The following is a 26,705-nucleotide window of genomic DNA, read 5'->3' on the forward strand; positions in this document are numbered from 1 at the left end:
AATCAATCGCCCAGCAGCACGGACTCCAGCGCGATTTTAATCATATCGTTGAAGGTGGTCTGACGCTCAGCCGCGGTGGTCTGCTCGTGGGTGCGGATGTGATCCGACACGGTACAGATGGTCAGCGCTTTGGCACCAAACTCTGCTGCCACGCCGTAAATACCCGCCGCTTCCATCTCCACGCCCAGAATGCCGTACTTCTCCATCACGTCGAACATCTGCGGATCTGGCGTATAGAACAGATCGGCGGAGAAGATGTTACCCACGCGCGCATCAACGCCCAGCGCTTTCGCGGCATCAACCGCGTTACGCACCATGTCGAAGTCCGCAATCGCGGCGAAGTCGTGATCCTTGAAGCGCATACGGTTCACTTTGGAATCGGTGCAGGCACCCATACCAATCACCACGTCGCGCAGTTTCACGTCTGCACGCACCGCGCCGCAAGAACCCACACGGATGATCTTCTTCACGCCGAAATCGGTGATCAGCTCTTTGGTATAGATCGAGCAGGATGGAATGCCCATACCGTGGCCCATCACCGAAATCTTGCGGCCTTTATACGTACCGGTGTAACCCAGCATGCCGCGCACGTTGTTCACTTCCACCACATCTTCAAGGAAGGTTTCAGCGATGTGCTTAGCGCGCAGCGGATCGCCCGGCATCAGTACGACGTCCGCGAAATCACCCATTTCTGCATTAATATGAGGCGTTGCCATGGTTATTTTCCTTATTAAATTTGGGGCGCTGTTTTACAGCATGCTCTTGCCGTAGTCCATGCTGGACAGGCCGAAATATTTTGCGATGGTCTGGCCGATATCAGCGAAGGTATCGCGGTATCCCAACGATCCCGGCTTCACATTCGGGCCGTAGATCAGAATCGGGATGTGCTCACGCGTGTGCTCGGTGCCTTTCCAGCTGGGATCGCAGCCGTGATCGGCGGTGAGGATCAGAATGTCACCCTCTTTCACCAATTCCATCAGCTCTGGCAAGCGACGATCAAAGAATTCCAAACCGCCTGCATAACCGGCGATATCGCGACGATGTCCCCACGTTGAATCAAAATCAACGAAGTTCGTGAACACAATCGAGTTATCAGGCGCTTTATTCATCTGCTCGATGGTGGCGTTGAACAGCGCGTCTAAGCCGGTGGCTTTGACTTTCTGCGTGATGCCCTGCTCGGCGTAGATGTCGGCGATTTTACCCACCGAAATCACTTCACCGCCCTTCTCATCGACCAGCTTTTTCAGCATGGTCGGCGCTGGCGGTTCCACAGCCAGATCATGACGGTTGCCGGTACGCTCGAAGTTGCCCGCTTTGTCGCCGACGAACGGACGCGCAATCACGCGGCCAATGTTATAGCCGCCATTGGTCAGCTCTTCACGGGCGATTTCGCACAGTTCGTACAGGCGATCGAGGCCAAACGTCTCTTCGTGGCAGGCAATCTGGAACACCGAATCCGCCGAGGTGTAGAAAATCGGCTTGCCGGATTTCATGTGCTCTTCGCCGAGCTGGTCGAGAATCACCGTGCCCGATGAGTGACAATTACCGAGATATCCCGGCAGATCGGCACGTTTCACCAGAATATCCAGCAACTCCTGCGGGAAGCTGTTCTCTTTGTCGCTGAAGTAGCCCCAATCAAACAGCACCGGCACGCCGGCGATTTCCCAGTGGCCCGACGGCGTATCTTTACCGGACGACAATTCGCTGGCGTAAGCGTACGCACCGATGATTTCCGCGTTGGGATCGAGGCCTGGCGGGAAACGACCGGTGGAGAGCTCAGCCGCTTTGCCGAGGCCCAGTTTAGTCAGGTTAGGTAAGTGCAGCGGGCCTTCGCGGCCTTCATTGGCGCGGCCTTCGAAACAGGCTTCGGCGATATGGCCGAGCGTGTCCGATCCTTCATCACCGAATTTATCGGCGTCTTTACTGGAGCCGATCCCAAAGGAGTCGAGAACCATAATAAAAGCACGTTTCATGCAAGTCTCCTGCGCAATGCGCGATGACAAGTCAAAAAAAAGCGATCAGATCAGTATACCCGAACGGCCGCTGCCTGGCACGAAGAAGCGCCAGTTATTCGCTGACGCGGCGATAAACCACCGGCGTGATCGCTGGCGCAGTATCGCTCAGCGTAATGGCCGCTTTAACGGCGGCGGCGGCCTGTTGCCACTGCGCTTCCGACGCGGCATGGATAATCGCCAGCGGGCGCTGCGCATCTACTTCCGTGCCGAGCGTGATCATGTCGCTCAGACCCACGCTGTAATCAATGCTGTCGCTGGCGCGCTGACGGCCTCCGCCAAGCGCAACCACCGACATGCCAAGCGCACGCGTATCCATCGCGCTGACAATACCCGCACCATCGGCGTACACCGCTTTGCTCAGCGTTGGCGCTGGCAAATAGCTGTCCATGCGCTCGATGAAATCGACCGGACCATTTTGCGCCGCCACCATGCGGGCAAACACGTCAGCGGCTTTGCCGTTATCCAGCACCTGCTGCAGTTTTTTACGTGCATCGGCGTCGTTTTCAGCCAGTTTGCCGGAGATCAGCATTTCCGAGCACAGCGCCATCGTCACGTCCAGCAGGCGCGGATTGCGCGCTTCGCCGGTCAGGAACTGCACCGCTTCACGCACTTCCAGCGCATTACCCGCAGTAGAAGCCAGCACCTGATTCATGTCGGTGAGCAGCGCAGTGGTTTTGCAACCTGCGCCGTTCGCCACGCCCACAATCGCCTGCGCCAGATTTTCTGAAGCTTCGAAGGTTGGCATAAAGGCACCGGAGCCCACTTTGACGTCCATCACCAGCGCATCCAATCCTTCCGCCAGCTTTTTGGCGAGGATCGACGCGGTGATCAGCGGAATGGAATCCACGGTGGCGGTGATATCGCGCGTGGCGTAGAAACGTTTGTCGGCCGGTGCCAGTGAGTTGGTTTGGCCAATAATCGCGATGCCGACGTCTTTAATAATCTGGCGGAAACGATCGTCGCTCGGGAAGATATCGAAGCCCGGAATCGCTTCCAGTTTATCCAGCGTGCCGCCGGTGTGGCCGAGGCCGCGCCCGGAGATCATCGGCACATAACCGCCGCACGCCGCCACCATCGGGCCGAGCATTAGCGACGTGACATCGCCGACGCCACCGGTGGAGTGCTTATCAACAATCGGACCGTTAAGATTGAGCGATTTCCAGTTCAGCACCGTGCCGGAGTCACGCATCGCCATGGTCAAGGCCACGCGCTCGTCGAGCGTCATATCATGGAAATAGATGGTCATCGCCAGCGCGGCAATTTGACCTTCCGAAACGCTGTTATCGCGCACGCCGTTGATAAAGAAGCGGATCTCCGCTTCACTCAGCGCCTGACCGTCGCGTTTTTTACGAATAATTTCTTGTGGCAGGAACACAATGGCCTCCCCGGAATAGAGAGGTCGCCATAAATGGCGACCCTACGAACATCGATATGAACTTAATAACCGGCTTTGCTGGTCGCGGTTTCGTGGCCAAGCGTATTCAGCAGGCTTGCCAGCAGGCTGGAAGCGCCAAAGCGGAAATGACGCGCATCCGCCCAGCCTTCACCCAGCAGGTCGTCCGCCAGCTTCAGATACAGCGCCGCGTCTTCCGCAGTGCGCACGCCGCCGGCCGGTTTGAAACCCACCTGCTGCTTCACGCCTTTATCGCGGATCACTTGCATCATGATCGCCGCCACTTCTGGCGTCGCGTTGACCGGCACTTTACCGGTTGAGGTTTTAATGAAGTCCGCGCCCGCATCGATAGCGATTTCCGAAGCTGCACGAATCAGCGCTTCGTCTTTCAGCTCGCCGCTTTCGATGATCACTTTCAGCAGCACATTTGCCTCTGCGCAGGCTTCTTTACAGGCTTTCACCAGCTCGAAACCGATATCGCGGTTGCCGGCAATCAGCGCACGATACGGGAACACCACATCCACTTCGTCAGCGCCGTAGGCGATGGCCGCGCGGGTTTCAGCCAGCGCGATCTCAACATCATCGTTGCCGTGCGGGAAGTTGGTGACGGTGGCGATGCGGATTTCCGGCGTACCCTGCTCGCGCAGCGCTTTACGTGCCGCTGGGATGAAACGCGGATAGATGCAGATGGCAGCGGTGTTACCGGCTGGCGATTTCGCCTGACGGCACAGCGCGATCACTTTCTCGTCAGTGTCGTCTTCGTTCAGGGTGGTTAAATCCATCAGTTGCAATGCGCGCTGTGCTGCTGCTTTCAGGTCGGTCATGATGCTCTCCAAAATTCAGATCGGCGGGCACAACCCACCGGGTAATGTGATAATTCTAACAACTACCGTGACAACGAATTGCGCTTCATGTCACACGAAAAAGAAAACCTGTTATTTAAATACAGTTATTTAGTGATTCTAATCACAAATAATCACCAGTCAGGCCGAAATGCGCCGCGATGGCTGTTGTTATTATTATCACAAAAATGGGCGAGAAAGTGTACTCTCAGCTTTATCAATGTAGCTAATCAGGCGTAAGGCAGCGTAAATGCAGAATCTGTCGGGGGGAGAATCAGGCAGGCAAGGCGAACAGTTGCTGGCTGTTATGCCACAGCGCGTCGGCAATCACTTCGGGGGATTCACTGCGTAACTGGCACAACACGTCAAACACATTGCGCGCCCGCTCCGGACGATTGGGCTGGCCCTGAAAACCGTGCAACGGCATATCGGGCGCGTCGGTTTCCAGTAATAACGCACTGAGCGGCAGGCTGGCGATGGTGTTGCGGGTTTTACTGGCGCGTTCATAAGTGATGGTGCCGCCCACGCCAATCGCGTAGCCGAGCTGAATAAAGCGCTCCGCCTGCTGCTGGCTGCCAGCAAAGCCGTGTACCACGCCACGTCGCGGCAGATCGTGACGACGCAAATGCAGCGCCAGCTGATCGTGGGTGCGGCGCGAGTGCAGGATCACCGGCAGATCGTACTGCTTCGCCAACCTGAGCTGCTTATCGAGCAGCCGCGTCTGTTTGGCGAATTGCGCATCGTCCATATAGAGATCGAGACCTATCTCGCCGATCGCCACCCGCTTGCTATCTGGCTTTTTCAACCAGCGCTCTAACTCATCAAGGTGTGCATCTTCCTGATGCTCAGCAATGTTGATTGGATGCAGGCCCAGCGCGGCATACAGCGACGGATGCTGCTGCGCCAGTTGCGTCACAAGCGCGAAACGGCTGGCATCCACGCTCGGTACAATGATGCGTTCCACGCCGGCCTGCGCAGCGCGTGCAATGCTGGCGTGCGCATCATCAACGAACGGCGGGAAATCGAAGTGGCAATGCGTGTCGATAAACTTCATGCCAGCGAACCTTTATCAAAATCGGCATCGTTTTCCGCCAGCGCGGGCGTAATCAGTGGGCGATTGTCGGGCGCATTCGCCACCGCTGCCGGCGGCGTAACCGTGGTTGAACGCACCAGCGGCTCAGCATCACTCAACCATTGACCAAGCGTGGCGAGGAAATAGCGCCCGCTGCGTCGGCCTAAATGGTAATCCTGATTCAGCGATGACAAGCGGCTGCCAAGCGCCATGCTCGCCAGCGGTTTTGGCGGACAGATTTCGATGATGCGCAGATTATCCGGCGGCTGCTCGATGAACTGCTGAATCTCGCGATAGCTCTCTTCATGCTGATGCAGGATGTTGATCATCGGCTGCAATGCGCTGTCGGACAAAAAGCGTTCCATGCGTTTAAACCACTTCGGCGTGTAGGACACCTGCGACGGCACGGTGCGGATCACCACAATGGTGTCCGCGCCACGGCGCGCAGCTTCGCGTACCGGAATGGCATCGCTGATGCCGCCGTCAAGATAGCTCACGCCATCCATCTGCACGCCGCTGCGGTAAAAACCGGGGATCGCGCTGGACGCTTTTAGGATGTCGTGCCAGTTGGTGCTGATCGGGTTGAAGTACTCGGCGCGGTAATCGTCGCTGCGGCAGGCACACATATAGAATTCGCTGCCTTTGGCAAACAGCCCTTCGGCGGTGTTGAGCGCCAGCGGGAATTCCTGTTTGGTGATATCGATCAGCCAGTCGAGATCGATAAGATGCCCGCCGCGCACGAATCGTAGCGGATCAAAGAACAGTTTGCTGGTGGTGTAACGGGAGATCACGCGTCGCGCGTAGCCAGGCTGGCCACAGACAAACGCCGACAGATTTTGTGCCCCGGCCGAGGTGCCGAGTAACAGTTGAAAGGGGTTGAAGCCTGCGCGTTGAAACTCATCCAGTACGCCTGCGGTAAAGATGCCGCGCTGGCCGCCGCCTTCGCACACCAGGGCGATTTTACTGGATTTGAAAGGGGTTAAAGCCAGCGGTTCAAGTGAACCTAACGTCAACGGAATACGTGTTCCCAATGGATGTCCCTCAGTGTTGCTTGCTCTGAGGGAGTCGCCGAAGCAGCATCCCGGAGAACCAGTCATTGTCGTTCCCTGACCAATTGCTTCTGCAATCGTTGCGGCTTCATAGTATGCCGCAAAAGACCGGTCTCCGCTTTAGGTGACTCGCGGGTTAGCGTCTATTGAGACGCAAGTAGTCAGGGTCGTTTGCGCCCGGTAAACAGGCTCACGAGGAACAGAATAATACCGACAATGAAGACAATTTTAGCTGCCCATGCTGCCGTACCCGCCAGACCGCCGAAACCTAATGCTGCAGCGATCAGAGCGATGACCAGAAAGATAATACCCCAACGAAACATAAGCCTCTCCTTTACCATTGTGAAAATCGAACTGCTTATTTACACCTTTGTTTTTATTACGAAACGGCACCAGCGGGTGCCGAGTCGCTCGCGTTAAGATTTCACCTTCAGGTCATTCTTCACGCTTTTCACGCCTTCAATGGCTTTGGCGATTTTCTCAGCACGATCGGACTGTGCCTGGTTCGCCACTTCCCCTGATAACTGCACCACGCCGTCGGTGGTTTCCACCTTAACGTTGCGTGATGGCACGATGTCATCTGCTAACAGCTTAGCTTTAATTTCGCTGGTGGTTGCGGTATCGCCCGCATAACCTTTGAGAGAAGCATTTTTGCTGTCTTTAACGTGTAGTTTGTCGCTGACGGATTTCACACCTTCGACTTTCTGCACCAGCGCGACGGCTTTTTCAGCCTGATCCTGAGAAGCCACAAAGCCGCTCAGTGTCACCACGCCATCATGCGTCTTGACGGAGATATCCGTACTTTTGATCGCGTCATCATCCACCAGCGCCGCTTTGGCTTTCGCAGTGATGCCGCTGTCATCCATATAACCATCGACTTTTTTCATAGAGCTATCGATCTTCGCACCCGCGCTGTCGGAGGTTTGCTGTGCTTTCTGCGACAGTGATTCATCTGCGAACGCCGCGCCGCTCAGCAGAGCAGAACCGGCCAGGGCAGCAATCAGGGTTTTGGCAATCTTAGTCTTATTCATCGATATCATCCTTCTATCAGTTAACTCATCCGTTATCGCGGATGCGCCAGCAACGAACGGCGTTGCTGAGTTACTGGACGTAATGAAACCCGAAAGGTCTCTTTTCTCGTCCGACAGAATAATAGTAGTAGGGATTACAGCTTTTGCTGGCTCTTGTGGTTGATATATCGCCAAAAAGGGAAAAAAGCAGCGGAATTAGGAGGAGTCTGTAACCAATAAAACAGGGCCAGTAAAAATCACAGGCCCTGCTTCCAACGCCGATTAGTGCTCGCGCGTTTTGCGGAATCGCACGTCAGGATAGCGTTCCTGGGTGATGTTGAGGTTCACCATGGTCGGCGCGATATACGTGAGGTTATCACCGCCATCGAGCGCCAGGTTCACTTCATTTTTACGTTGGAAATCGTCGAATTTCTTCGCGTCATCACACTCAACCCAGCGAGCAGTTGAGACGTTGATGGCTTCGTAAATCGCCTCAACGTTGTATTCGCTTTTCAGGCGCGCCACCACCACTTCGAACTGCAGCACACCGACCGCGCCCACGATCAGATCGTTGTTATGCACCGGACGAAACAACTGCACCGCGCCCTCTTCCGACAGCTGAACCAGCCCTTTCAGCAGCTGTTTCTGCTTCAGCGGATCGCGCAGACGGATACGACGGAACAGCTCTGGCGCGAAGTTCGGAATGCCGGTGAACTTCATGTTTTCACCCTGCGTAAAGGTGTCGCCGATCTGAATGGTGCCGTGGTTGTGCAGACCAATGATGTCGCCCGGATAGGCTTCTTCCACGTGCGAACGGTCACCGGCCATAAAGGTCAGTGCATCGGAGATCACCACGTCTTTGCCGGTGCGCACCTGACGCAGCTTCATGCCTTTTTCGTACTTGCCGGATACCACACGCATAAAGGCGACGCGGTCGCGGTGTTTCGGGTCCATGTTTGCCTGGATCTTAAACACGAAGCCGCTGAATTTCTCTTCTTTCGCTTCCACCAGACGCGTGTCGGTGTTGCGTGGCATCGGACGTGGCGCCCACGAAACCAGGCCATCCAGCATATGATCAACGCCGAAGTTACCCAGCGCGGTACCGAAGAATACCGGCGTGATTTCGCCGCTCAGGAACAATTCCTGATCGAACTCGTGCGACGCGCCCTGCACCAGCTCCAGCTCATCGCGCAGCTGCTGTGCCAGATCTTCGCCTACCGCCGCATCCAGTTCTGGATTTGCCAGACCTTTAACAATGCGCACTTCCTGAATGGTGTGGCCTTTACCGGTTTGATACAGGTAGGTTTCGTCGTTGTAGAGGTGATAAACCCCTTTGAACAACTTGCCACAGCCAATTGGCCAGGTAATGGGCGCGCAGGCGATCTTCAGCTCGCTCTCCACTTCATCCAGCAGCTCCATTGGATCGCGGATGTCACGGTCAAGTTTGTTCATAAAGGTGATGATTGGCGTGTCACGCAGGCGCGTCACTTCCATCAGCTTACGGGTACGATCTTCAACCCCTTTCGCGGCGTCGATCACCATCAAACAGCAGTCCACCGCCGTCAGCGTACGGTAAGTATCTTCGGAGAAGTCTTCGTGTCCTGGGGTATCCAGCAGGTTCACGAGGCTGTCGCGATAAGGGAACTGCATCACCGAGGTGGTGATGGAGATACCACGTTGTTTCTCCATCTCCATCCAGTCCGATTTCGCGTGCTGGTTGGAGCCGCGGCCTTTGACGGTACCGGCGGTTTGAATCGCCTGTCCGAACAGCAGCACTTTTTCGGTAATTGTGGTTTTACCGGCATCCGGATGCGAGATGATCGCAAAAGTACGGCGGCGCGCCACTTCTTCTAAAAAGGGAGCATTAGACATTGAGTGAATTCTTCTTCAAGGGCAACACGCGGGCGGCGCGCTGCGAATAAATCGTTTCGGGGTCATTCCGCAGGATAACGCGGCCAATGGCGACGCAGTGGCGTCAGTTCACAGCAAGAGGTGTGCGATCTACATTGGCGGCAGTTCCGATTATCCCGGCAGCATTGAGGCGGCATAGCATACAATATTTCGCAGAAAGGGGGAATCGGTGCCCTTCATGGCCCTCACCCTGGCCCTCTCCCAGAGGGAGAGGGAATAAATAGGCAAACCCGCATGGACAGTTCCCTCTCCCTCTGGGAGAGGGCTAGGGTGAGGGAAACCCTCTAATCACCCCAACACCCGCACCACCGCCGCCTTAAAGATCTTCACGCCAATCTCCAGCGAGCTGAGCTCAAAGCGCATCTCGGGATGATGCAGGCCCGGCACCAGATTGGTTCCCAGTCCCCAGAAACCGGCTTTCACCTGCGGATTTTTCACCGGGTAATAGAAGAAGTCCTCGCTGCCCGGCGTGGTTTTGGTATCCAGCAAACCGTCTTCACCCAGCACATCGACAATCGCCGCACGAATCACCGCCGTGGCTTCTTCATGAATTTCTGCTGCCGGCATCTCCTTCAGCACCGCCACGTCCGCCTTGGCACCCAACGCCGCCACGCTATGCTGAATCGCCAGCGTGACTTTCTCTTTCAGCACCTCCATTGGCGCGTTTTCCTGCGAACGCAAATCCCACACCACGCGCGCCTCATCCGGCACCGAGTTGGTCACGCCCGCATCGCACAGAAAACGCGTGGCTTTCACGCTCCAGGTCAAACCCGGCGGCAGATGGATGGCGTTGACGGCCTGCACCGCTTGCACCGCCGCATCCAGCGCGTTAACGCCCAAATGCGGACGCGCTGCATGCGCCGGCGCGCCCTTGATGGTGGCTTCCAGCGTGCTGCAGGCGGAGTAAATCACCGCTGGCGTCGCCTGCCCCACATGGCACTCTTCCAGCGGACGCACATGGAAGCCGAGAATCATCTCCACATCCTCCAGCGCGCCGCCCTCAATCATCGCCAGCGCACCGGCACCGAGTTCTTCCGCTGGCTGGAACAGCAGCTTCAGCCGCCCTTTCTTGATCGCGCCCTCATTCAACAGCTCTTGCGCCGCCGTCAGCACCACCGACGAATGGCCGTCGTGGCCGCAGGTGTGACGCGCACACGCCACGCCGTCAATGATATGACCGAGCGCATCCATATCCGCACGCAGGGCCAGCACCGGACCGGGCACGCCGCTGTCGATTTCCGCCACCATGCCAGTGGTATTATTGATGCCGCGCGTCACCTTAATTCCGGCGCTTTCCAGCTGATCGGCAATATAAGCAGAGGTTTTGAATTCCTGAAAACCCAGCTCGGGGATTTCATGCAGAAAATGGTAATGCTCTAAGACGTTCGACACCGCTAAGCTCCTGACAAGTAAAGGCAAGCCTCAGCATCGCCCGATGCGCAGCTATAATCAATCCAGCGTGAATGAAAATTAGTCAAAAGTGAGAACTCTTCGCATTCAACATGTGGAATAATTCCATTTACAATCAATAAGATAAATTCAACTTTTTTAAGGAAAGTCCTTCACAAAAAAGTATAGATTGATGCATAATTCGCCGTACTTCACCTGACAAATTAAAAAGGACTCAGCCATGTTAACTGCTGAAATGACCTCGCGTTTGAACGACCAACTGAATCTCGAATTCTTCTCTGCCAACCTCTATCTGCAGATGAGCGCCTGGTGCAGCGATAAAGGCTATGAAGGCGCCTCTTCATTCCTTAAAATGCACTCTCGCGAAGAGATGCAGCACATGCAGAAGCTGTTTGATTATGTCAGCGATGCCGGTGCACTGCCGGTGCTGGGCAGCATTGCGGCTCCGGCCATTAGCTGGACGTCACTGAACGACGTGCTGGAAGAAGCGTTGAAGCATGAGCAGTTGATCACCAAAAAAATCAACGAGCTGGTGCACACCGCATTAACCACGCAGGACTACTCGACCTTCAACTTCCTGCAGTGGTACGTTGCCGAGCAGCATGAAGAAGAGAAGCTGTTTAAAACCGTGCTGGATAAACTGGCGATGGTGGGTAATAAAGGCGAAGGCCTGTTCCTGGTGGACAAAGATCTCGGCCACATGTCTGTCGACGGCCACAGCGCATAATAATAAAGATGACACACAGCAAAACAGAAAACGCCCGACATGTCGGGCGTTTTTTTATGCCTATTCCAACTCTTTCAACCGCAATTCAGATGGCTGCGGACGGCCAAAGAAATACCCCTGGAACAGCGTACAACCCTCTTCACGCAGTTTGGCGTACTGCTCGCCGCTCTCCACGCCTTCGGCGGTGATCTGAATATCGAGGCTGCGGCTCATGCCAGTAATGGCGCGGATGATCGCCAGCGCCTCGCGGCTGTCGCCCATATCGTTGATAAACGACTTGTCGATTTTGATCTTGTCGAACGGGAACGATCGCAGATAGCTCAGCGATGAGTAGCCAGTGCCGAAATCATCCAGCGCAATCTGCACGCCAAGCGTTTTCAAACTCTGCAGCGTACGGATATTACCGAGCGTATCGTCCAGCAGCACCGATTCGGTGATCTCCACTTCCAGCCGATGCGGTGCCAGTCCTGATTCACGCAGCGCGCCCTCCACCACGGACACCAGCGAGCTGTTCTTAAATTGCAGTGGCGACAGGTTTACCGACACCGATTGTTCGGTGTTCCAGCTTTGCGCTTCGCGGCAGGCTTCATACAACGCATAAGCACCCAGCATATGAATCAAGCCGGTCTCTTCGGCAATCGGGATGAAATCGTTCGGCATAATCAGCCCTTTAATCGGGTGATGCCAGCGCATCAGCGCTTCATAGCCGATGATGCCCTTCTCGTCGGTGATCGGTTGATAATAGAGTTTGAGCTGACGGCCGGAGATCGCCTCGCGCAGATCGTTCTCAATCACGCGACGACTACGCGCCTGATCGTCCATTTCTATGGTGAAGTGTTCGAAGCGATTGCGGCCATTACGTTTTGCTTCGTACAGCGCCATATCGGCGCAGCGCAACATATGTTCCGGCGTGTTGGTGGCTTGCGAGGTGAGCGCGATGCCGACGCTCAAACCCACCGACAGGTTATGTCCTTCAACGTTAATGGGCGGACGGATTCCCTCGATCAGCCGCTGCGCCACCACCGCCGCTTCATCAGCAGAACGGACATTGGGCAGCACGATGGCAAACTCGTCGCCGCCAATACGCGCCAGCGTATCGTGATCGCGCAGCGCGCTGCGCAGGCGTTTCGCCACCACGCGCAACAGGTCATCACCAATCTGGTGGCCGAGCGCATCGTTAACGTTTTTGAAGTTATCGAGATCGAGACACAGCGTGGCACTAACCTGATTATTTTGATTATCCACGCGCAGCGCTTCACTCAGTTTCTGGCGGAACAGCACGCGGTTCGGCAGGCTAGTGAGATTATCGTGATGCGCCATATGACGGATGCGCGCATCGGCTTCGCGCTGGTCGGTCACGTCTTCGACAATCAGCATCACGTAGTTCTGACGCATATCTTTGCCGCTGATGGTGGTGGCACGCGTATGCAGAATACGCTCGCCGCCCGCCGTCAGCAGCAGCTGTTCGCGCGAGTGAATGCCCTCGCTGCGCAGCGCCACATCCGCCAGGCTATTAAAGTAATCGCCCAGCTCCGCCGACATACATTCGTGCGGGCGTTTATGCATGATCAGCGCTTTGTTGACGCCAAACAGCTGCTCGGCTTTGTCGTTCACCATCAGGATTTCACGGCTGATGGCATCTTCCACAATCACGCACGAAGGGATATTGCTGATGATGGTGTCGAGGAAGCCCGACAGCTCCGACATTTTGGCACTCTGCGACTGCGCCAGATCCCGCGCGCGCAGCAGCTGCTGCTCGTTTTCACGGCGTTCGGTGATATCGCGGGTAATTTTGGCGAAACCGATCAGTTTGCCGGTCTCATCCCGGATTGCCTCAATGACAACGTGCGCCCAAAACGCCGATCCATCTTTACGGTAGCGCCAGCCTTCATCTTCGTAACGGCCGGTTTTCAAGGCGATGCCAAGGTTGGCTTCCGGCGTGTTGGCATTACGTTCCGCTGAACTGTAAAACACTGAAAAGTGCTGACCGACAATTTCGTCAGCCAGATAACCTTTGGCGCGCTGCGCCCCATTGTTCCAGTTCACTACGCGGCCCTGCACATCCAGCATATAGATGGCGTAATCGCGCACGCCTTCCACCAGCAGGCGGAAATTCTTCTCCTGCTCGTGCTGTTTACGCAGCAGCGCCTGCTGTTCGGTGCAGTCACGGGTAATTTTGGCGTAACCGATCAGTTTGCCCGCATCATCGCGGATCGCGTCAATGATGACATGCGCCCAAAACGCGCTGCCATCCTTGCGGTAACGGTAGCCTTCGTCTTCGAAACGACCGGTTTTAAAGGCGGTGGTGAGGTTTTTTTCCGGGATATGGTTGAGTCGATCCTGCGCGCTGTAGAAGCGTGAAAAGTGCTGTCCAACGATCTCTTCGGCCACGTAGCCCTTCGCGCGCTGTGCGCCCACATTCCAATTTTCAACGTTGCCGTCCAGATCGAGCATGTAGATAGCGTAATCGCTGACGCCTTCCACCAGCATGCGGAAACGCTGTTCCTGCTCACGCTGTTTACGCTGCTGCTCCTGCTGCTCGGTGCAGTCGCGGGTGATTTTCGCAAAACCCAGCAGCTCACCAAACTCATCGCGGATAGCGTCGATCACCACATGCGCCCAAAACGCGCTGCCATCTTTACGATAGCGCCAACCTTCGGTTTCGAAGCGTCCGGTGGCCGTCGCTGTCGCCAGCCCACGCTGCGGCGCGCCGTTTTTACGATCCTCTTCGCTGTAAAATAGCGCAAAATTCTTCCCCACGATTTCATCGGGGGTATAGCCTTTGGCACGCTGCGCGCCGGCGTTCCAGTTCGCCACGGTGCCATCGGGTTTGAGCATGTAAATGGCGTAATCCACCACGCTCTGTACCAAAAGTCGGTACATGACGTCAGAGTTATTATTCATTGTTATTCGCCTATTGCTGGCCTGGTATCGTCAAGTTGATTAAGAAAATTCTTAATTATCATGCAGACTTAAGCGCAAATACGCAGCGCTGACAAGCGCTATTCATCCGCAGACAAATGTTGGTAGGTCAGTTATCGGCAGTGGCGAGAAAATGTTCAGCGGGATACTTTATAAATCATGATGCGTTGACGGCAGGCTGGCGTTACGTTTGCCACGGCAAAGTGCCGTGCGGCAGGCGCCGGGTCAGACATGTGGCCAACGCCATTAATAAACACACCACCACAATCATCAGGCAACCGACCGCCGCCGCCAGCGAAGCGGAACCGCCTTCATCGAGAAACACAATGGTCGGCCCGATGGTTTGCGTTTGCGAGGTGACCAGCAGCACCGAAACCTGGATTTCATTCAGCGCGGTGAGAAACACCAGCACGCTGCCTGCCAGCGCGGAGGGTGCCGCCAGCGGCAACAAGATGTCGCGCATGCGGCGCAGAAAACCGGCGCCGCACAAGCGTGCGGCTTCATCCAGTGCCGGTTCCAGTTGGGCAAATCCGGCCAGCGTGGGGCGCAACACCAGCGCGAGGAAGTTCGCCAGATAGGCGGCGAGAATGATCCACACCGTGCCATACAGCGAAATATTGACGATCGGCAGCGGGCGCAGGAAGAACAGCATCGCCGCCACGCCGGTGACAATGCCTGGCAGCGCGTAGGTCAGTTCACTCGCCAGCCACAAACCGCGCACCAGTTTGGTACGCCGCCAGCTAAGGAAGTAGGCGAGAAACAGCGCGCAAACCGTCAAAATCAGCGCCGTCAGCGTGGTTAATCCGAGGCTGGTGAAAAACGCGTGCCGCACCGCCGGATAGCCCCACAACGCGGCATGGAAGTTCTCCAGCGTCAGCGTTTGCCATCTGAGCGCCTGACCAAAACCGCTGGTGAGCGCGGTGATTAGCAGCGCGCTGAGCGGTAACAGCAAGGTCAGCGCCATCCACAGCCAGGCGACGCCCTCAACCGCTATACGCCCGCGCCCCAGCGATTGCTGCCACAGGCGCGGTGCACCGTTGACGCGCACATCATGGCGTCCGCCCAACCAGGCGCTGGCCGCCATGCCCGCTAACGTGATCACCGCAATCAATAACGCATACACCGCCGTGTTCGGCAGCGCGCCTGGGCCAATACCATTCAGCTGCTGATACACCAGCGTGATCAGCGTGGGCACGCGCGCCGGGATCCCCAGCATCGCCTGAATGCCGAAGTTGCCCGCCGCCGCGACAAAGGTCAGCGCGGCTCCGGCAAAAATCGCCGGGCGCGCCAGCGGCAGCACAATGGTGAACAGGATGCGCGCGCGAGACGCCCCGCTGGCCTGCGCCGCTTCCACCAAATCAGCAGGCAAACGGCGCAAACCGGCGCGCACGGTGAGAAACACTAAAGGCGCATTGTGCGTGCCGAGCAGCAGCACAATGCCGGTTAAGGAGTAAAGCGGCTGCTCGCCGGGGGCAAACCATGGCAATCCAAGCGTGGCGAACAGCAGCGCCAGCGGACTGCCTGGTGCCAGCGCCTGCAGCCAGGCCAGCGCAGTCACCTGCGGCGGAATCATCAGCGGCAGGATAAACGCAAACACCCAGGCGGTTTTAGCACGCAGATCGCTGAGCGCCACCAGCCATGCGGCGGCGGTGCCGAGCACCACGGAAATCAGGGTAGAACTGAGCGCGATGAGCAAGGTATTGCCGCTGGCGATCAACACGCGATCGCTCGCCAGCAGGCGCGTTAAGCGCGCGATATCCGGTACGCCGTTGGGCGCGATGGCGGTCCACACCAGCCGCATCAGCGGAGCGACCGACAGCAAACCAATCAGCAGCACCATCAGCGCCAGAATCAACCGCTCGCTGTTAACGCGCGGCGCTTTGCGCGCCGCACTGCGCCATTCGTTGCTCAACACGCTCATGCTTAGCCACCGAACAGCGCGGTGAACTGATCGCGCACTGCCGCATCTTCTTTGATCGCTTTCGCCACGTCCGGCGACAGCAGCTTGATTTTGTTGATCGGCGTGAAACCTTCCGGTGCTGAGACACGATCGTCCACCGGACGGTTGCCCTGCTCGACCACCAGCTGCTGGCCTTGCTCTGACAGCATAAAGTTGACGAAGGCTTTGGCGGCCGGCAAGTTGTGCGCGGTTTTCATAATGGCAACCGGCTCGGTGACGTAGGAAACGCCCTCTTTCGGATAGACCAGATCCACCGGCGAACCCTTTTTCTTCGCCAGAATCACGTCAGCGTCGGTGATGATGCCGTACTTATCCAACCCGCTGGCGACCGCTTTTAGCGCCGGGCCGTTGCCGCCCTGCGGCGCTACGCCGATGGCCGCCAGCTTCTTATAGAAGCTCCAGCCAATCGACGGCGTATTGATATCGGTGTGCAGCTTGTAGAGCGCCGCGCCGGAGTAGAGCGGGCTTGGCACCGCAATCTGCCCTTTATTGGCATCAACCGCCAGCGCGTTCCAGCTATCAATCGGCTGCGCGTGCTGGGTGTTGTAAGCAATCACCGTGGCGATGATTTTGGTGCCGAAGAAGGTTTTGTCTTTGTCGTAGAACGACGGATTGATGTGGCTGAGCGGCGCATCACTGTAGCTATAAAGATGGTTTTCGTTTTTCAGCGCGCCAAGGTTGATGGCATCGGCAATCAGCAACACATCCGGCTTGGCTTCACCGCTCATCATTTCGGTGCGCAGCACGTTCATTAACTGCGTGGTGCCGTTGCGCGTCCATTCGACCTGCACATGGGGATAGGCGGCTTTAAAGGCATCCATGGTTTGCTGGGCAATTTCCGGTGCCTGCGAGGTATAAACCACCAATCTTCCCGCCGGTGCCTCATCGGCAAGGCTGGCGGCAGAAACGAATAATCCACTGGCTAACATCAACACGTTGAACGACGTACGCATAGCATTTCCCTGAAGGGTTAAGAAGTTAAGAAGGAAGAATCCAGCCGTCGCGCAGTGCCACACCGACAGTGGCATCGACAGCGGGTAAAGGTTGATCGGCCAGCAGCAGCGTGATGCTGCACTCGGGCGCATCCAGCGGCGTGACATTCAGTTGATGGTGGCCGCCGCGATAAATCACCCGCTGCACGCGCGCGGCAAACTGCGGTTCGCCCGGCGCGGCTAACTGGAAATCGACGGCATGAAAGCTGGCTTGCGCCTGTGGCTGCGGGCGCTGATCCCGCGCGCAGCGTAACGGCACGCGCAGGCCGCACAGCGTGGCAAAGGCGCGGCCATCGCCGAGTGGTTCAATATCGCTGATCGGCAGTACTTTGCCGTCATCAACAAAGCGCGCGACCATGGCATTCGCCGGTTCGCGCCACAGCGTTTGCGGCGTGGCGAACTGCATCACGCGGCCAGCATCCATCACCACGATGCGATCGGCCAGCGCCATCGCTTCATGCTGATCGTGGGTGATGTAGAGCAAGGTGGCGCGGCTGTGATGATGGAAGCGGCGGAACTCCTCTTCCATGGTGGCGCGCAGGTGGACATCAAGGTTGGCGAGCGGTTCATCGAGCAAAACCAGCGTTGGCTGCGCCACTAAACAACGCGCCAGTGCCACACGCTGACGCTGGCCGCCAGAGAGATCGGCAGGACGACGTGCGGCGAACGCCTCTAATCCCACCAGCTCCAGCGCCTGCTGCGTGCGGCGCTCGCGTTCGGCACGCGCTACGCCGTTAACTTTCAGGCTGTAGGCGACATTCTCCGTCACCGTCATATGCGGCCACAGCGCGTAGCTCTGGAACACCACGCCAAGCTGACGATCTTCCGGCGGCAGATGCACGCCCGGCGCGGCGAAGCAGCGATCGCCAACGTGAATTTCTCCGCCATCGGCGGTTTCAAATCCGGCCAGCAGGCGCAGCAAAGTGGTTTTGCCGCAGCCCGACGGACCCAATACGGCGATGAATTCTCCCTGCGCAATCTGCAGCGAGATGTCTTGCAATACCGGCTGCGCCGCAAAGGATTTGCGCAGCCCGCGCAGTGTGATTGATGCCATGTTTCTGGCCTTTCGCTAACAGTCCGGCTAAGACCCTACGACACTGTGATGACGATTCCATGACATTGGGCCAGGTCGCCATAAATGGCGACCAATTCACAGGTGCATGCCGATATACCGCTCATAACGCGCAAGCTTCACCCGCGTCAGATCCACCAGCACCAAACCATCGATACAATTATTGAAATCTGGATCGCTGCCGAAATCGATAAACTGCACGCCGCCCGGCTCGCACACCTCGGAATATTGCTTGTAAAGCGTGGGAATGGCAGTGCCGAGATTCGCCAGCAGATGCTTCAAGCGGCGTAAATCTTCGCTGTAGTTATCGCCGGTGAACTGCGCCAGCACTTCCGGCAGCGAGGCCGGATAAGGGCGGCGAGAGGTCGCCAGCGGCAGTTCGGTGGGGAAATACAGGCGATAGAACGCCACCAGCAGATCGCGCGCCGCCAGCGGCATGCCGCCCGAGATTGAGACCGGACCAAACAGATAGCGGGTTTCGGGATACCTGGCGATGTAGGCACCAATGCCCATCCACAAATAATCGAGGCCGCGTTTACCCCAATAGGCGGGCTGAATAAAACTGCGGCCCAGCTCCAGACCTTGATTGATGATCGGCAACATGCGCTCGTCGTAGTGGAACAGGCTATCGCTGTAGATGCCCTCCAGCCCGCGGCGCTCCAGCTGCTCAGCGCCGGGAATAAAGCGATAGGCACCGACGATCTCCAGCGCATCGTCATCCCACAGAATCAGGTGATAGTAATCGTCATCGTATTTGTCGAGATCGCGACGTCGCCCGCTGCCCTCGCCTACTGCGCGGAACGCCACTTCGCGTAAACGTCCAAGCTCACGCAGCAACGGCACCCAGCTGGCGCCGTTGCGTCGCCACAGGTAGATCTGCTTGCCATCCGGCAGCGTGCCCAGTCGCTCGCTTTCCATCAGCGCTTTTTTCAGCTCGGCGCGATCTTCCGGACGCGCAATCGCCGCTTCGGTCGGGAACAGGCCGCGCCGCCCTTGTCCAATGCGATACAGATGTTTGCGTAGCCGCTTCGCCAGCTCTTTGCCCGGCGTGTGGCCATCATGCCAGTTGGCAAAGGGGATCTGCTCGCCGATGTGCAGCTTGATGCGCGTACCGCGCTGGCGAAACATTTCGCGTACCAGCATTAATAACGCCAGCGGCGAGGCTATTTTAGCGGCGGCGTAGAACGCCAGGCTGTTGCGCCCCACCACGTGCACCGGCACGATCGGCGCGCGAGCGCGGGCGGCGAGGCGTAAGAAACTGTGGTGCCAGTGACGATCGCGTACGCCACGGCTGGAAAGGCGCGACACTTCGCCCGCAGGGAAGATGATCAGTACACCCTGATTATCCAGATGCTGCTGCATATGCGTTAGCTGTTCGCGGCTGGTGCGGTTGCCCATATTATCCACCGGCAGCATCATGTTGTTGATCGGTTCCAGCATCATCAACATGCGGTTAGCGACAATTTTCACATCACGCCGCACCTGCGAAACCGCCGCCAGCAGCGCCAGGCCATCCAGCGCACCAAGCGGATGATTAGCAACAATCACTACCGGCCCGCGCGTTGGGATCTGCTCCAAATCGCGTTCGCTCAGTTCACAACGCACATCCAGGTGCTCCAGTACTTGCTCCACCATATCCACGCCTTTAAGGTGGCGATAGCGGGCGGCAAACGCCTGGAATTCATGTTCACGAACCGCCCATTTCAGGACGCTTTTTTGCCAGTTCGCCGGTTGATGGCCAGGCCAGTAAGTATCGAGAAGCTGATCAACTGAAAACATCATTCACCTTTTTATGCGCAGCGGTTTATCGCCTCGACGTTAAAACGGCTTGTTTTCAGATTTATGACTGCTCTACAGCCAGAGCGTAAAAAGCAGCAGCCTGCTTTGTTCTAACGCATAAAAAACAGCAACTCACCTTAAAATCCTAAATTCAAGACATGGCTTAAAGCTTATTCTTAAGCAGCGTGAATTAATCTGGTCACACCACTATTTAGTGTTTAGTCATTGGTGTTTTAACTTTGCATTTATTTTTTATTTTCTCCTTTGGACTACACATATGATTCACTCAGTTTTTATTGTGGACGATCACCCATTAATCTGTACGGGTATCCAGGCGCTGTTACAGTCATTTAACTACACCATTGTCGGAATAGCCGAAAAAGGCGATCTTTTGATTACTCAGCTTCATCAGTCACGCCCGGATGTCCTTTTACTCGATCTCACCATGCCAGGCCGCGCGGGAATTCCGCTAATTGCAGATATTAAGCGCGCCATGCCAGAGCAAAAAATCATTGTCTTTTCTGCTTCAGAAAGCCTTTTTTATCAACGCTGTTGCCTGCAACTGGGTGTGGAAGGATATGTTTACAAGCGCGGAGAGTTAGAGATGCTTCTTAGCGCAATTAAAGAGGTTGAGCGCGGAAACCGCTTTTATCCTGTCACGCATACGGCTGCAGACATGAATGAGTTCATTGAAAGTGAAAAATTGATGAGCCTCACACGCCGGGAATTGATGGTATTAGTTAAGCTCGCATCAGGAATGAGTAATAAAGAGATTGCCTCCCAATTGCAGCTGAGCAGTAAAACTGTGAGTACTTATAAAATAAAAATCTTGCACAAGCTTGGATTGAAAGGGATAAGCGGGATTAATATGACAGCGAAGATCAACGAACTGGTGTAATCGATCGGTGCTCTTTTGAACCCTGCCACTTAAGTTTTTTCACAGCGTGTCGCCTAAGCTTTTCATGCCACTCAGGAGACACGAAATGATTATTTACACCTATTGGGTTGACCTGCCAGGGAAAACCAAACCGGCCTATCTTAATTTATGTATGAAGAGTTGGAAAAACAACATCCCCAACCTGGAAATAAAAATCATTAATCATAAAAATATCTATGATTTCATACCTAAAAAGATACTGCCGCCGGTTTTCTTCCAGTTCTCTTTAGCAATGCAATCAGACATGGTTTCAGCATGGGTATTAACCATGTTAGGCGGTGTTTTTATTGATGCCGACACCATAATCACAAAAAACATCAGTGATATGAATTTTCTCAAAGGGGATAAACTGTATACTTTTGGCTATCCAGCATCGCGAGGCATTCATCTTGCCGTGTTATCTGCTAATAAAAGAAACAAACTGACTGCCGCGTGGTTCATGGGGATCATCGCGCGTCTTAATAACATTAGAGGCGAAATTTCATGGAACTATGTCGGCAACGGCATTTTAGATCCCCTGATCAAAAGTGGTGAGTATGATGATTACCTTCATATTCTGGATGCCGTTGAAGAGGGAAATATTTTAGAGGCCAGGCAACCTGAGAAAGAGCCATGGGAACGCTATTTGTCATACTATTTCATGCCAAAATCGCAGAAGGATTTTTCCAGCGAACTGGCAAAGTGTAAATGTGGCATTATTTCACTGCATAATTCATGGACACCAGAAGTCTTCAAAGATTTCTCTGAAGAGAAAATTACAAGCATGAAAAATGATTACTTGCTTCCTTATATTCTGATGGAAGCGAATAGCTAGATATAACGTAATAATATCCAGCTTCGCTTTCATAACGCTCAGCTTATAGCTTCAACGGAGGCAGTTGCGAAAAAACGCTCAGCAGCCCTTTACTCCACAGCTGACGAATTTGTGAAAAATAGGGATGGTGCTCGGTGATGTGATATTGCTCGCTGTCGCTGAAACTGTCAGTACGGTAGACCATCACATCCAGCGGTAAACCCACTGAAATATTACTCGCCAGCGTCGAATCCATCGAAATCAGCGCACACTGCATCGCCTGACTCAGCGGCGTTTCATAGCGCAGCACGCGGTCAATAATCGGTTTACCGTACTTACTCTCACCAATCTGAAAATAAGGCGTATCGACGCTGGCTTCGATGAAGTTGCCCTGCGGATAGATCTGGAATAGACGCGGCTCCTCACCACGAATCTGCCCGCCCAGCAGCAGCGTGCCGCCAAACTCCTCGCCATCGCGCTTGATCACCTCGCGCAGCGTTTCACCCACCATCAGCGCGATGTCATACAGCGATCGCCCATTGAGCAAATTCGGTTGATCGCTATCGCCGTTGTTGCGTCGCAGCAGGCTCAGCACGCTCTGCGTGGTGGCCAGATTGCCGGCGCTTTGCAGCACCAACGTGCGTTCATCATCGACCTGAAATACATGCAATTTACGGAACGAGGAAATATGATCGACGCCCGCATTGGTGCGTGAATCGGATACAAAAATCATCCCTGACGATAAACGCATTGCCACACAATAAGTCATAGTCACGCCTGTTCTGATTACTGCTGCGCATGCACCTGAAGCACCGCAGCCACCGCCAGCATATCTTCACCGCCGCCGCCCAGCCGCATACCGCGCACCGGACACGCATCGAGATAATCCACACCGACCGCCAGACGTAAATGCTGGCGCGTGCTGCGAGTATTATTGGTGATATCAAAGCTGTGCCAACTGCCATCCAGCCAGGCTTCAACCCAGGCGTGAGTGGCGACGTGCTCAACGTTTTCAGTATAGAGATAGCCGCTCACATAGCGCGCCGGAATCCCCAGACTACGACAGCAGGCGAGAAACACGTGACTGTGATCCTGGCAAACGCCGCTGCCGGCGGCAAATACTTTCGTGGCGGCATCAGTAACCAACGTGCTGCCCGGACGATACGGCATCTTCAGCAGCAGTTCATCCATGAGTTTTTCCAGGCTGGCCAGCGGTTTTTCCGGTCGCCAGTAGCGCTTGGCGAACTCACGGATCTCACCGTCCGGCTGCGTCAGCGGCGATGAGCGCAGAAACACCAACGGCGACAATAATGATTCCGGATCGGGTGCCCATTCGCCATCATCAAGGATCTCCACCACGCCACGCGCGGCGATATCCAGCTGCTGATGCGGCGTATCTAGCGTCAGCACATGCATCACATTGCCGTATGCATCCTGCGTGCAGGTGGCTTCACACGGCAGCTCGAGCTCCCACGAGAGTATCTGCTGATGCACCGAATTTTGCGGCGTCAGGCGCAGATATTGGGTGCTGAGTGTCACCTGATGTTCATAGGCGTAACGGGTTTTATGCTCGATGTTCAGTCTCATTTCGCCTCCAGATAGGTGTGATTGATGCTGTCGGCCAGCGCATTCAGGCGCGTCAGGAATGCATTGAGCCAGTGATACAAGCCTTCCTGAGTCAGGCTTTCCCAGGTACTGAAGCGCATTTCGGCCAGCAGCACGGTGATCAAATAGCGCGGGCGATCTTCGCCGCTGCTGCCGATGTTCTCTAACTGTGTGGCGATCTCATCAATACAGGAGTGCAGCGATCGCGGACTTTCACTGCGCAGGATCAGCATCTCATTCACCAGATCGGGCAACAGCTGCTGCTTGAAGATGGCGTTGTAAGCTTCACGCGCTGAAACCGCGCGCAGCAAGGTGTCGAGGCAATAATATTCGCGTACCGAATCCGACTGCTGCTCCAGCAATTGCTGATTCACACTCAGCAAACGCGCAGTGCCGTCGCTGCGCTCCATCAGCGTGCCAATGCGGATAAAACTCATCGCATCGCCGCGCAGCAAGGTGCCGAACATCGCGCCACGAAACAGGTGCGAACGCTCTTTCACCCAATCGAAAAAGGTGTCGGCGTTAGCGCTGGTAATACCGCGTCGCCGCGTGTTACGCATCTCAATCCACGTCGAGTTGATGCTCTCCCACACTTCCGACGACAAGCTGCCGCGCACCGCATGCGCGTTGTTCCACGCCTCCTGCCAGCAGCTGAAGATGCTGCACGGATTGCGGTCATCGAGCGCGAAGAAGTTGAACAACTGCGGCATGGTGCAGCGGCCATTCAGGGTTTCAAACAGTTCACGTGTGCCGGTGAGATTGAGCGGCAGCAGCAGCTCATCGCCCTGGCTGCCGCGCACCGGCATTAATGACAAACGGTTGGTCACGTCCAACACGCGTGCGAGTTGTTCTGCGCGTTCGAGATAGCGCGCCATCCAATAAAGGCCACTGGCCGTGCGGCTTAGCATGATGCGTCATCCTCCAGAACCCACGTGTCCTTGGTGCCGCCGCCCTGCGACGAATTCACCACCAGCGAACCTTCGTTCAGCGCCACGCGGGTTAAACCGCCGGGCACCAGACGAATATCCGCGCCGCACAGCGCAAACGGACGCAGATCGATATGGCGTGGCGCGAGGCCGTTGTCGATAAAGGTCGGGCACGTCGAGAGCGACAGCGTGTCCTGCGCGATGTAGTTTTCCGGCCGCGCTTTGAGGCGATCGCGGAAATCACTCAGCTCCTGCTGGCTCGCCACCGGTCCAATCAACATGCCGTAACCGCCCGCGCCGTGTACCTCTTTCACCACCATTTTCGCCAGATTAGCCAGCACATAGGTAAGATCCTGCGGTTTGCGGCATTGCCAGGTTGGGACGTTATTGAGGATCGGATCTTCATCGAGGTAGAAGCGGATCATGTCCGGCACATACGGGTAGATCGATTTGTCATCGGCGACGCCGGTGCCGATCGCGTTCGCCAGCACCACGTTGCCAGATCGATATACCGATAATAAGCCCGGCACGCCGAGCATAGAATCCGGGCGGAATGCCAGTGGATCGAGGAAGGCATCATCCACGCGACGATAGATCACATCGACTTTGCAGGGCCCGGCGGTGGTACGCATCATCACTGCGCCATCTTTCACAAACAGATCGGCGCTCTCCACCAGCTCAACGCCCATCTGCTGCGCAAGGAAGCTATGTTCAAAATAGGCGCTGTTAAAGCGGCCCGGCGTCAGCACCACCACCACCGGATCGTTGACCGGCGAGCTTTCCCGCAGGGTTTGCAGCAGATGCGAGGGATAGCGCTCAACCGGCGCGATGTGCTGCCCGGCGAACAACTCCGGATAGAGGCGCATCATCATCTTGCGGTTCTCCAGCATGTAGGAGACGCCAGACGGGGTGCGCAGATTGTCCTCCAGCACGTAATATTCGCCATCGTTATTGCGCACCATATCCACGCCGACAATATGCGCGTAGATATTGCGATGCAGATCGACGCCTTGCATACAGGGCTGATATTGATCGTTCACCAGCACCTGTTCGGCAGGCACGATGCCCGCTTTGAGGATCAGTTGCTGATGATAGATATCGTGCAGGAAGGCGTTGAGGGCTTGCACGCGCTGGCGAATGCCGCGATCGAGCATCGCCCACTCGCTGGCAGGAATGATGCGCGGCACGCTGTCGAAAGGAATTAAACGTTCCGCGCCGCCATCATCACCGTAAACGTTGAAGGTGATGCCGACGCGATGAAACAGCAGTTCCGCCTCTTCACGCTTGCGCGCTACGGCATCGACGTCCGCCTGTTGTAACCATTCCCAGTATTGCTGGTAGTGAGCGCGGTGTTGGCCATCGCTCAACAACATCTCATCATAGAAGTGCGATGCTATCTGGTAGCTTTCTTTCATGATTTACCCGGCGCTTGTCTAGAGATATTTCTCTCCTGCACAAACTGTGCCAGAGGCTTGCCCCCGGCATGTCACACGCGCCGCGTCTACGGAAATGGCTGTTATGCACTTTACTGGTGCATCAGCTGCTGCGCGATTGGCAGCCAGATCTCCGTCATCGCGCCTTCGCCACCGGTAAAGGGATCGCGGTGCGGCAGGGGAACATGCTGGATCGTCTCCTTCGACGCACGTAAACGCGACGGCTCATCACGCACGGTTTCCGGGGACATGCCTTCAGGATAGGCGCCAACGGTGAAAAAATCCTCTGAGGCAAAGACCTGTTTGTGGCCAACGCCTGCGGGGATCAACACCGCGTCGCCTTCGCGCAACGTCACCATGCGACCGCTGTCGCCGCCGAACAGTACTTCCGCCCAACCGGCAGCGACGCCCAGCACTTCATGGGTGTTCGGATGGTAATGCGTATACGGGAAAATCGGCGCACGCCACGCGGCAGGCCAACCGTTGCGGGTAAAGGTGGTTTCAAACCAGACGGCGCTGTCTTCGGTGGGATTTTCAGCGTCATACGGCACGATGCCAGGCCAGATGATCAACGGTAACGGGCTGTTGGGCACGCCGCCGGAGGGCAGCGACAGCATCAAATGTTGCGGATTGCTGGAGGATCCAGCAGAAAAGGTGCCGGCGGCGAAAGACATCAGTAACAGCAGGCTGGAGTGGTTGGCAGTCATACTCTTTCTCCGGTTAATCACGATGCTTAATTGTGGCTTACCAAAGCGGCATTGCAATGTGCGCCCGGCGACAAAATTCACAAAAAAGAATGATTTAGCTAACTAAAGCCAAATTTATTGGTAACATTTTTAACATCGCGTGCGGGAAAT

General features: G+C 55.9%; 23 protein-coding genes. 3 read left to right on the forward strand and 20 right to left on the reverse strand.

Annotated elements, in window-relative coordinates; genetic code table 11:
- Positions 1 to 2: 2 nt before the first annotated feature.
- The 10 genes from deoD to NQH49_RS16195 form a co-directional block, all read right to left on the reverse strand.
- The gene (gene deoD / locus NQH49_RS16150) at positions 3 to 716 is read right to left on the reverse strand and encodes a purine-nucleoside phosphorylase (RefSeq protein WP_008103284.1); all 714 of its coding nucleotides are present in this window, start codon (positions 714 to 716) and stop codon (positions 3 to 5) included.
- Between the two features lie 33 nt (positions 717 to 749).
- Complete coding sequence (gene deoB / locus NQH49_RS16155) at positions 750 to 1,973, reverse strand: phosphopentomutase (protein WP_256697411.1); 1,224 nt, start codon at positions 1,971 to 1,973, stop codon at positions 750 to 752.
- 94 nt (positions 1,974 to 2,067) lie between these two features.
- Positions 2,068 to 3,390 (reverse strand): thymidine phosphorylase, encoded by a 1,323-nt coding sequence (gene deoA / locus NQH49_RS16160; protein ID WP_256697412.1) that lies wholly within the window; start codon positions 3,388 to 3,390, stop codon positions 2,068 to 2,070.
- Positions 3,391 to 3,452: 62 nt separating this feature from the next.
- A complete protein-coding gene (gene deoC, locus NQH49_RS16165) occupies positions 3,453 to 4,232 on the reverse strand; it encodes a deoxyribose-phosphate aldolase (RefSeq protein WP_256697413.1) in 780 nt (259 codons plus the stop codon).
- A gap of 292 nt (positions 4,233 to 4,524) precedes the next feature.
- Positions 4,525 to 5,304 (reverse strand): TatD family hydrolase, encoded by a 780-nt coding sequence (locus tag NQH49_RS16170; protein ID WP_256697414.1) that lies wholly within the window; start codon positions 5,302 to 5,304, stop codon positions 4,525 to 4,527.
- Positions 5,301 to 6,353 (reverse strand): patatin-like phospholipase family protein, encoded by a 1,053-nt coding sequence (locus tag NQH49_RS16175; protein ID WP_256697415.1) that lies wholly within the window; start codon positions 6,351 to 6,353, stop codon positions 5,301 to 5,303. The genes NQH49_RS16170 and NQH49_RS16175 overlap by 4 nt, the downstream gene beginning before the upstream one ends.
- A gap of 179 nt (positions 6,354 to 6,532) precedes the next feature.
- Positions 6,533 to 6,694, reverse strand: a complete 162-nt coding sequence (locus NQH49_RS16180) for a DUF1328 domain-containing protein (protein WP_007893192.1) — start codon at positions 6,692 to 6,694, stop codon at positions 6,533 to 6,535.
- A 93-nt stretch (positions 6,695 to 6,787) separates the two neighbouring features.
- Positions 6,788 to 7,402: a molecular chaperone OsmY gene (gene osmY / locus NQH49_RS16185; RefSeq protein ID WP_101761824.1), complete on the reverse strand. Its 615-nt coding sequence runs from the start codon at positions 7,400 to 7,402 to the stop codon at positions 6,788 to 6,790.
- Between the two features lie 261 nt (positions 7,403 to 7,663).
- A complete protein-coding gene (gene prfC, locus NQH49_RS16190; protein WP_256697417.1) occupies positions 7,664 to 9,253 on the reverse strand; it encodes a peptide chain release factor 3 in 1,590 nt (529 codons plus the stop codon).
- Positions 9,254 to 9,580: 327 nt separating this feature from the next.
- Positions 9,581 to 10,684, reverse strand: coding sequence for an amidohydrolase (locus NQH49_RS16195; protein ID WP_256697418.1), 1,104 nt, complete (start codon positions 10,682 to 10,684; stop codon positions 9,581 to 9,583).
- A 238-nt stretch (positions 10,685 to 10,922) separates the two neighbouring features.
- On the opposite strand from NQH49_RS16195, the gene ftnA reads away from it, so the two are divergent.
- On the forward strand, positions 10,923 to 11,429 hold the full coding sequence (gene ftnA, locus NQH49_RS16200; protein ID WP_256697419.1) for a non-heme ferritin: 507 nt from the start codon (positions 10,923 to 10,925) through the stop codon (positions 11,427 to 11,429).
- A gap of 60 nt (positions 11,430 to 11,489) precedes the next feature.
- On the opposite strand, the gene NQH49_RS16205 is transcribed toward ftnA, so the two are convergent.
- The 5 genes from NQH49_RS16205 to NQH49_RS16225 form a co-directional block, all read right to left on the reverse strand.
- Positions 11,490 to 14,333: a bifunctional diguanylate cyclase/phosphodiesterase gene (locus NQH49_RS16205; RefSeq protein ID WP_256697420.1), complete on the reverse strand. Its 2,844-nt coding sequence runs from the start codon at positions 14,331 to 14,333 to the stop codon at positions 11,490 to 11,492.
- Positions 14,334 to 14,535: 202 nt separating this feature from the next.
- Positions 14,536 to 16,272 carry an ABC transporter permease gene (locus tag NQH49_RS16210; protein ID WP_256697421.1) on the reverse strand — a complete coding sequence of 579 codons (1,737 nt, stop codon included), beginning with the start codon at positions 16,270 to 16,272 and terminating at the stop codon, positions 14,536 to 14,538.
- A 2-nt stretch (positions 16,273 to 16,274) separates the two neighbouring features.
- The gene (locus NQH49_RS16215) at positions 16,275 to 17,264 is read right to left on the reverse strand and encodes an ABC transporter substrate-binding protein (protein ID WP_256697422.1); all 990 of its coding nucleotides are present in this window, start codon (positions 17,262 to 17,264) and stop codon (positions 16,275 to 16,277) included.
- 25 nt (positions 17,265 to 17,289) lie between these two features.
- Complete coding sequence (locus NQH49_RS16220) at positions 17,290 to 18,357, reverse strand: ABC transporter ATP-binding protein (protein ID WP_256697423.1); 1,068 nt, start codon at positions 18,355 to 18,357, stop codon at positions 17,290 to 17,292.
- Between the two features lie 96 nt (positions 18,358 to 18,453).
- A complete protein-coding gene (locus tag NQH49_RS16225) occupies positions 18,454 to 20,154 on the reverse strand; it encodes a bifunctional ornithine lipid synthase OlsF (protein ID WP_256698447.1) in 1,701 nt (566 codons plus the stop codon).
- A gap of 277 nt (positions 20,155 to 20,431) precedes the next feature.
- On the opposite strand from NQH49_RS16225, the gene NQH49_RS16230 reads away from it, so the two are divergent.
- Positions 20,432 to 21,052, forward strand: a complete 621-nt coding sequence (locus NQH49_RS16230) for a response regulator transcription factor (RefSeq protein WP_256697424.1) — start codon at positions 20,432 to 20,434, stop codon at positions 21,050 to 21,052.
- A gap of 85 nt (positions 21,053 to 21,137) precedes the next feature.
- Entirely contained in the window at positions 21,138 to 21,905 is a 768-nt protein-coding gene (locus NQH49_RS16235) for a capsular polysaccharide synthesis protein (RefSeq protein ID WP_256697425.1), read from the forward strand.
- A 43-nt stretch (positions 21,906 to 21,948) separates the two neighbouring features.
- Here NQH49_RS16235 and NQH49_RS16240 read toward each other — a convergent pair whose 3' ends face one another.
- The 5 genes from NQH49_RS16240 to NQH49_RS16260 all read right to left on the reverse strand — a co-directional run bounded on the left by NQH49_RS16240 (position 21,949) and on the right by NQH49_RS16260 (position 26,555).
- On the reverse strand, positions 21,949 to 22,653 hold the full coding sequence (locus tag NQH49_RS16240; protein WP_008103315.1) for a proteasome-type protease: 705 nt from the start codon (positions 22,651 to 22,653) through the stop codon (positions 21,949 to 21,951).
- Positions 22,654 to 22,670: 17 nt separating this feature from the next.
- Positions 22,671 to 23,471: a transglutaminase family protein gene (locus NQH49_RS16245; RefSeq protein WP_256697426.1), complete on the reverse strand. Its 801-nt coding sequence runs from the start codon at positions 23,469 to 23,471 to the stop codon at positions 22,671 to 22,673.
- Positions 23,468 to 24,397 (reverse strand): alpha-E domain-containing protein, encoded by a 930-nt coding sequence (locus tag NQH49_RS16250; RefSeq protein WP_256697427.1) that lies wholly within the window; start codon positions 24,395 to 24,397, stop codon positions 23,468 to 23,470. Before NQH49_RS16250 ends, NQH49_RS16245 begins: the two co-directional genes overlap by 4 nt.
- The gene (locus NQH49_RS16255) at positions 24,391 to 25,830 is read right to left on the reverse strand and encodes a circularly permuted type 2 ATP-grasp protein (RefSeq protein ID WP_256697428.1); all 1,440 of its coding nucleotides are present in this window, start codon (positions 25,828 to 25,830) and stop codon (positions 24,391 to 24,393) included. Before NQH49_RS16255 ends, NQH49_RS16250 begins: the two co-directional genes overlap by 7 nt.
- Positions 25,831 to 25,940: 110 nt before the next feature.
- Positions 25,941 to 26,555 carry a cupin domain-containing protein gene (locus NQH49_RS16260; RefSeq protein WP_256697429.1) on the reverse strand — a complete coding sequence of 205 codons (615 nt, stop codon included), beginning with the start codon at positions 26,553 to 26,555 and terminating at the stop codon, positions 25,941 to 25,943.
- Between the last annotated feature and the right edge of the window lie 150 nt (positions 26,556 to 26,705).

This window comes from Pantoea trifolii (assembly GCF_024506435.1).
GTDB lineage: Bacteria > Pseudomonadota > Gammaproteobacteria > Enterobacterales > Enterobacteriaceae > Pantoea > Pantoea trifolii.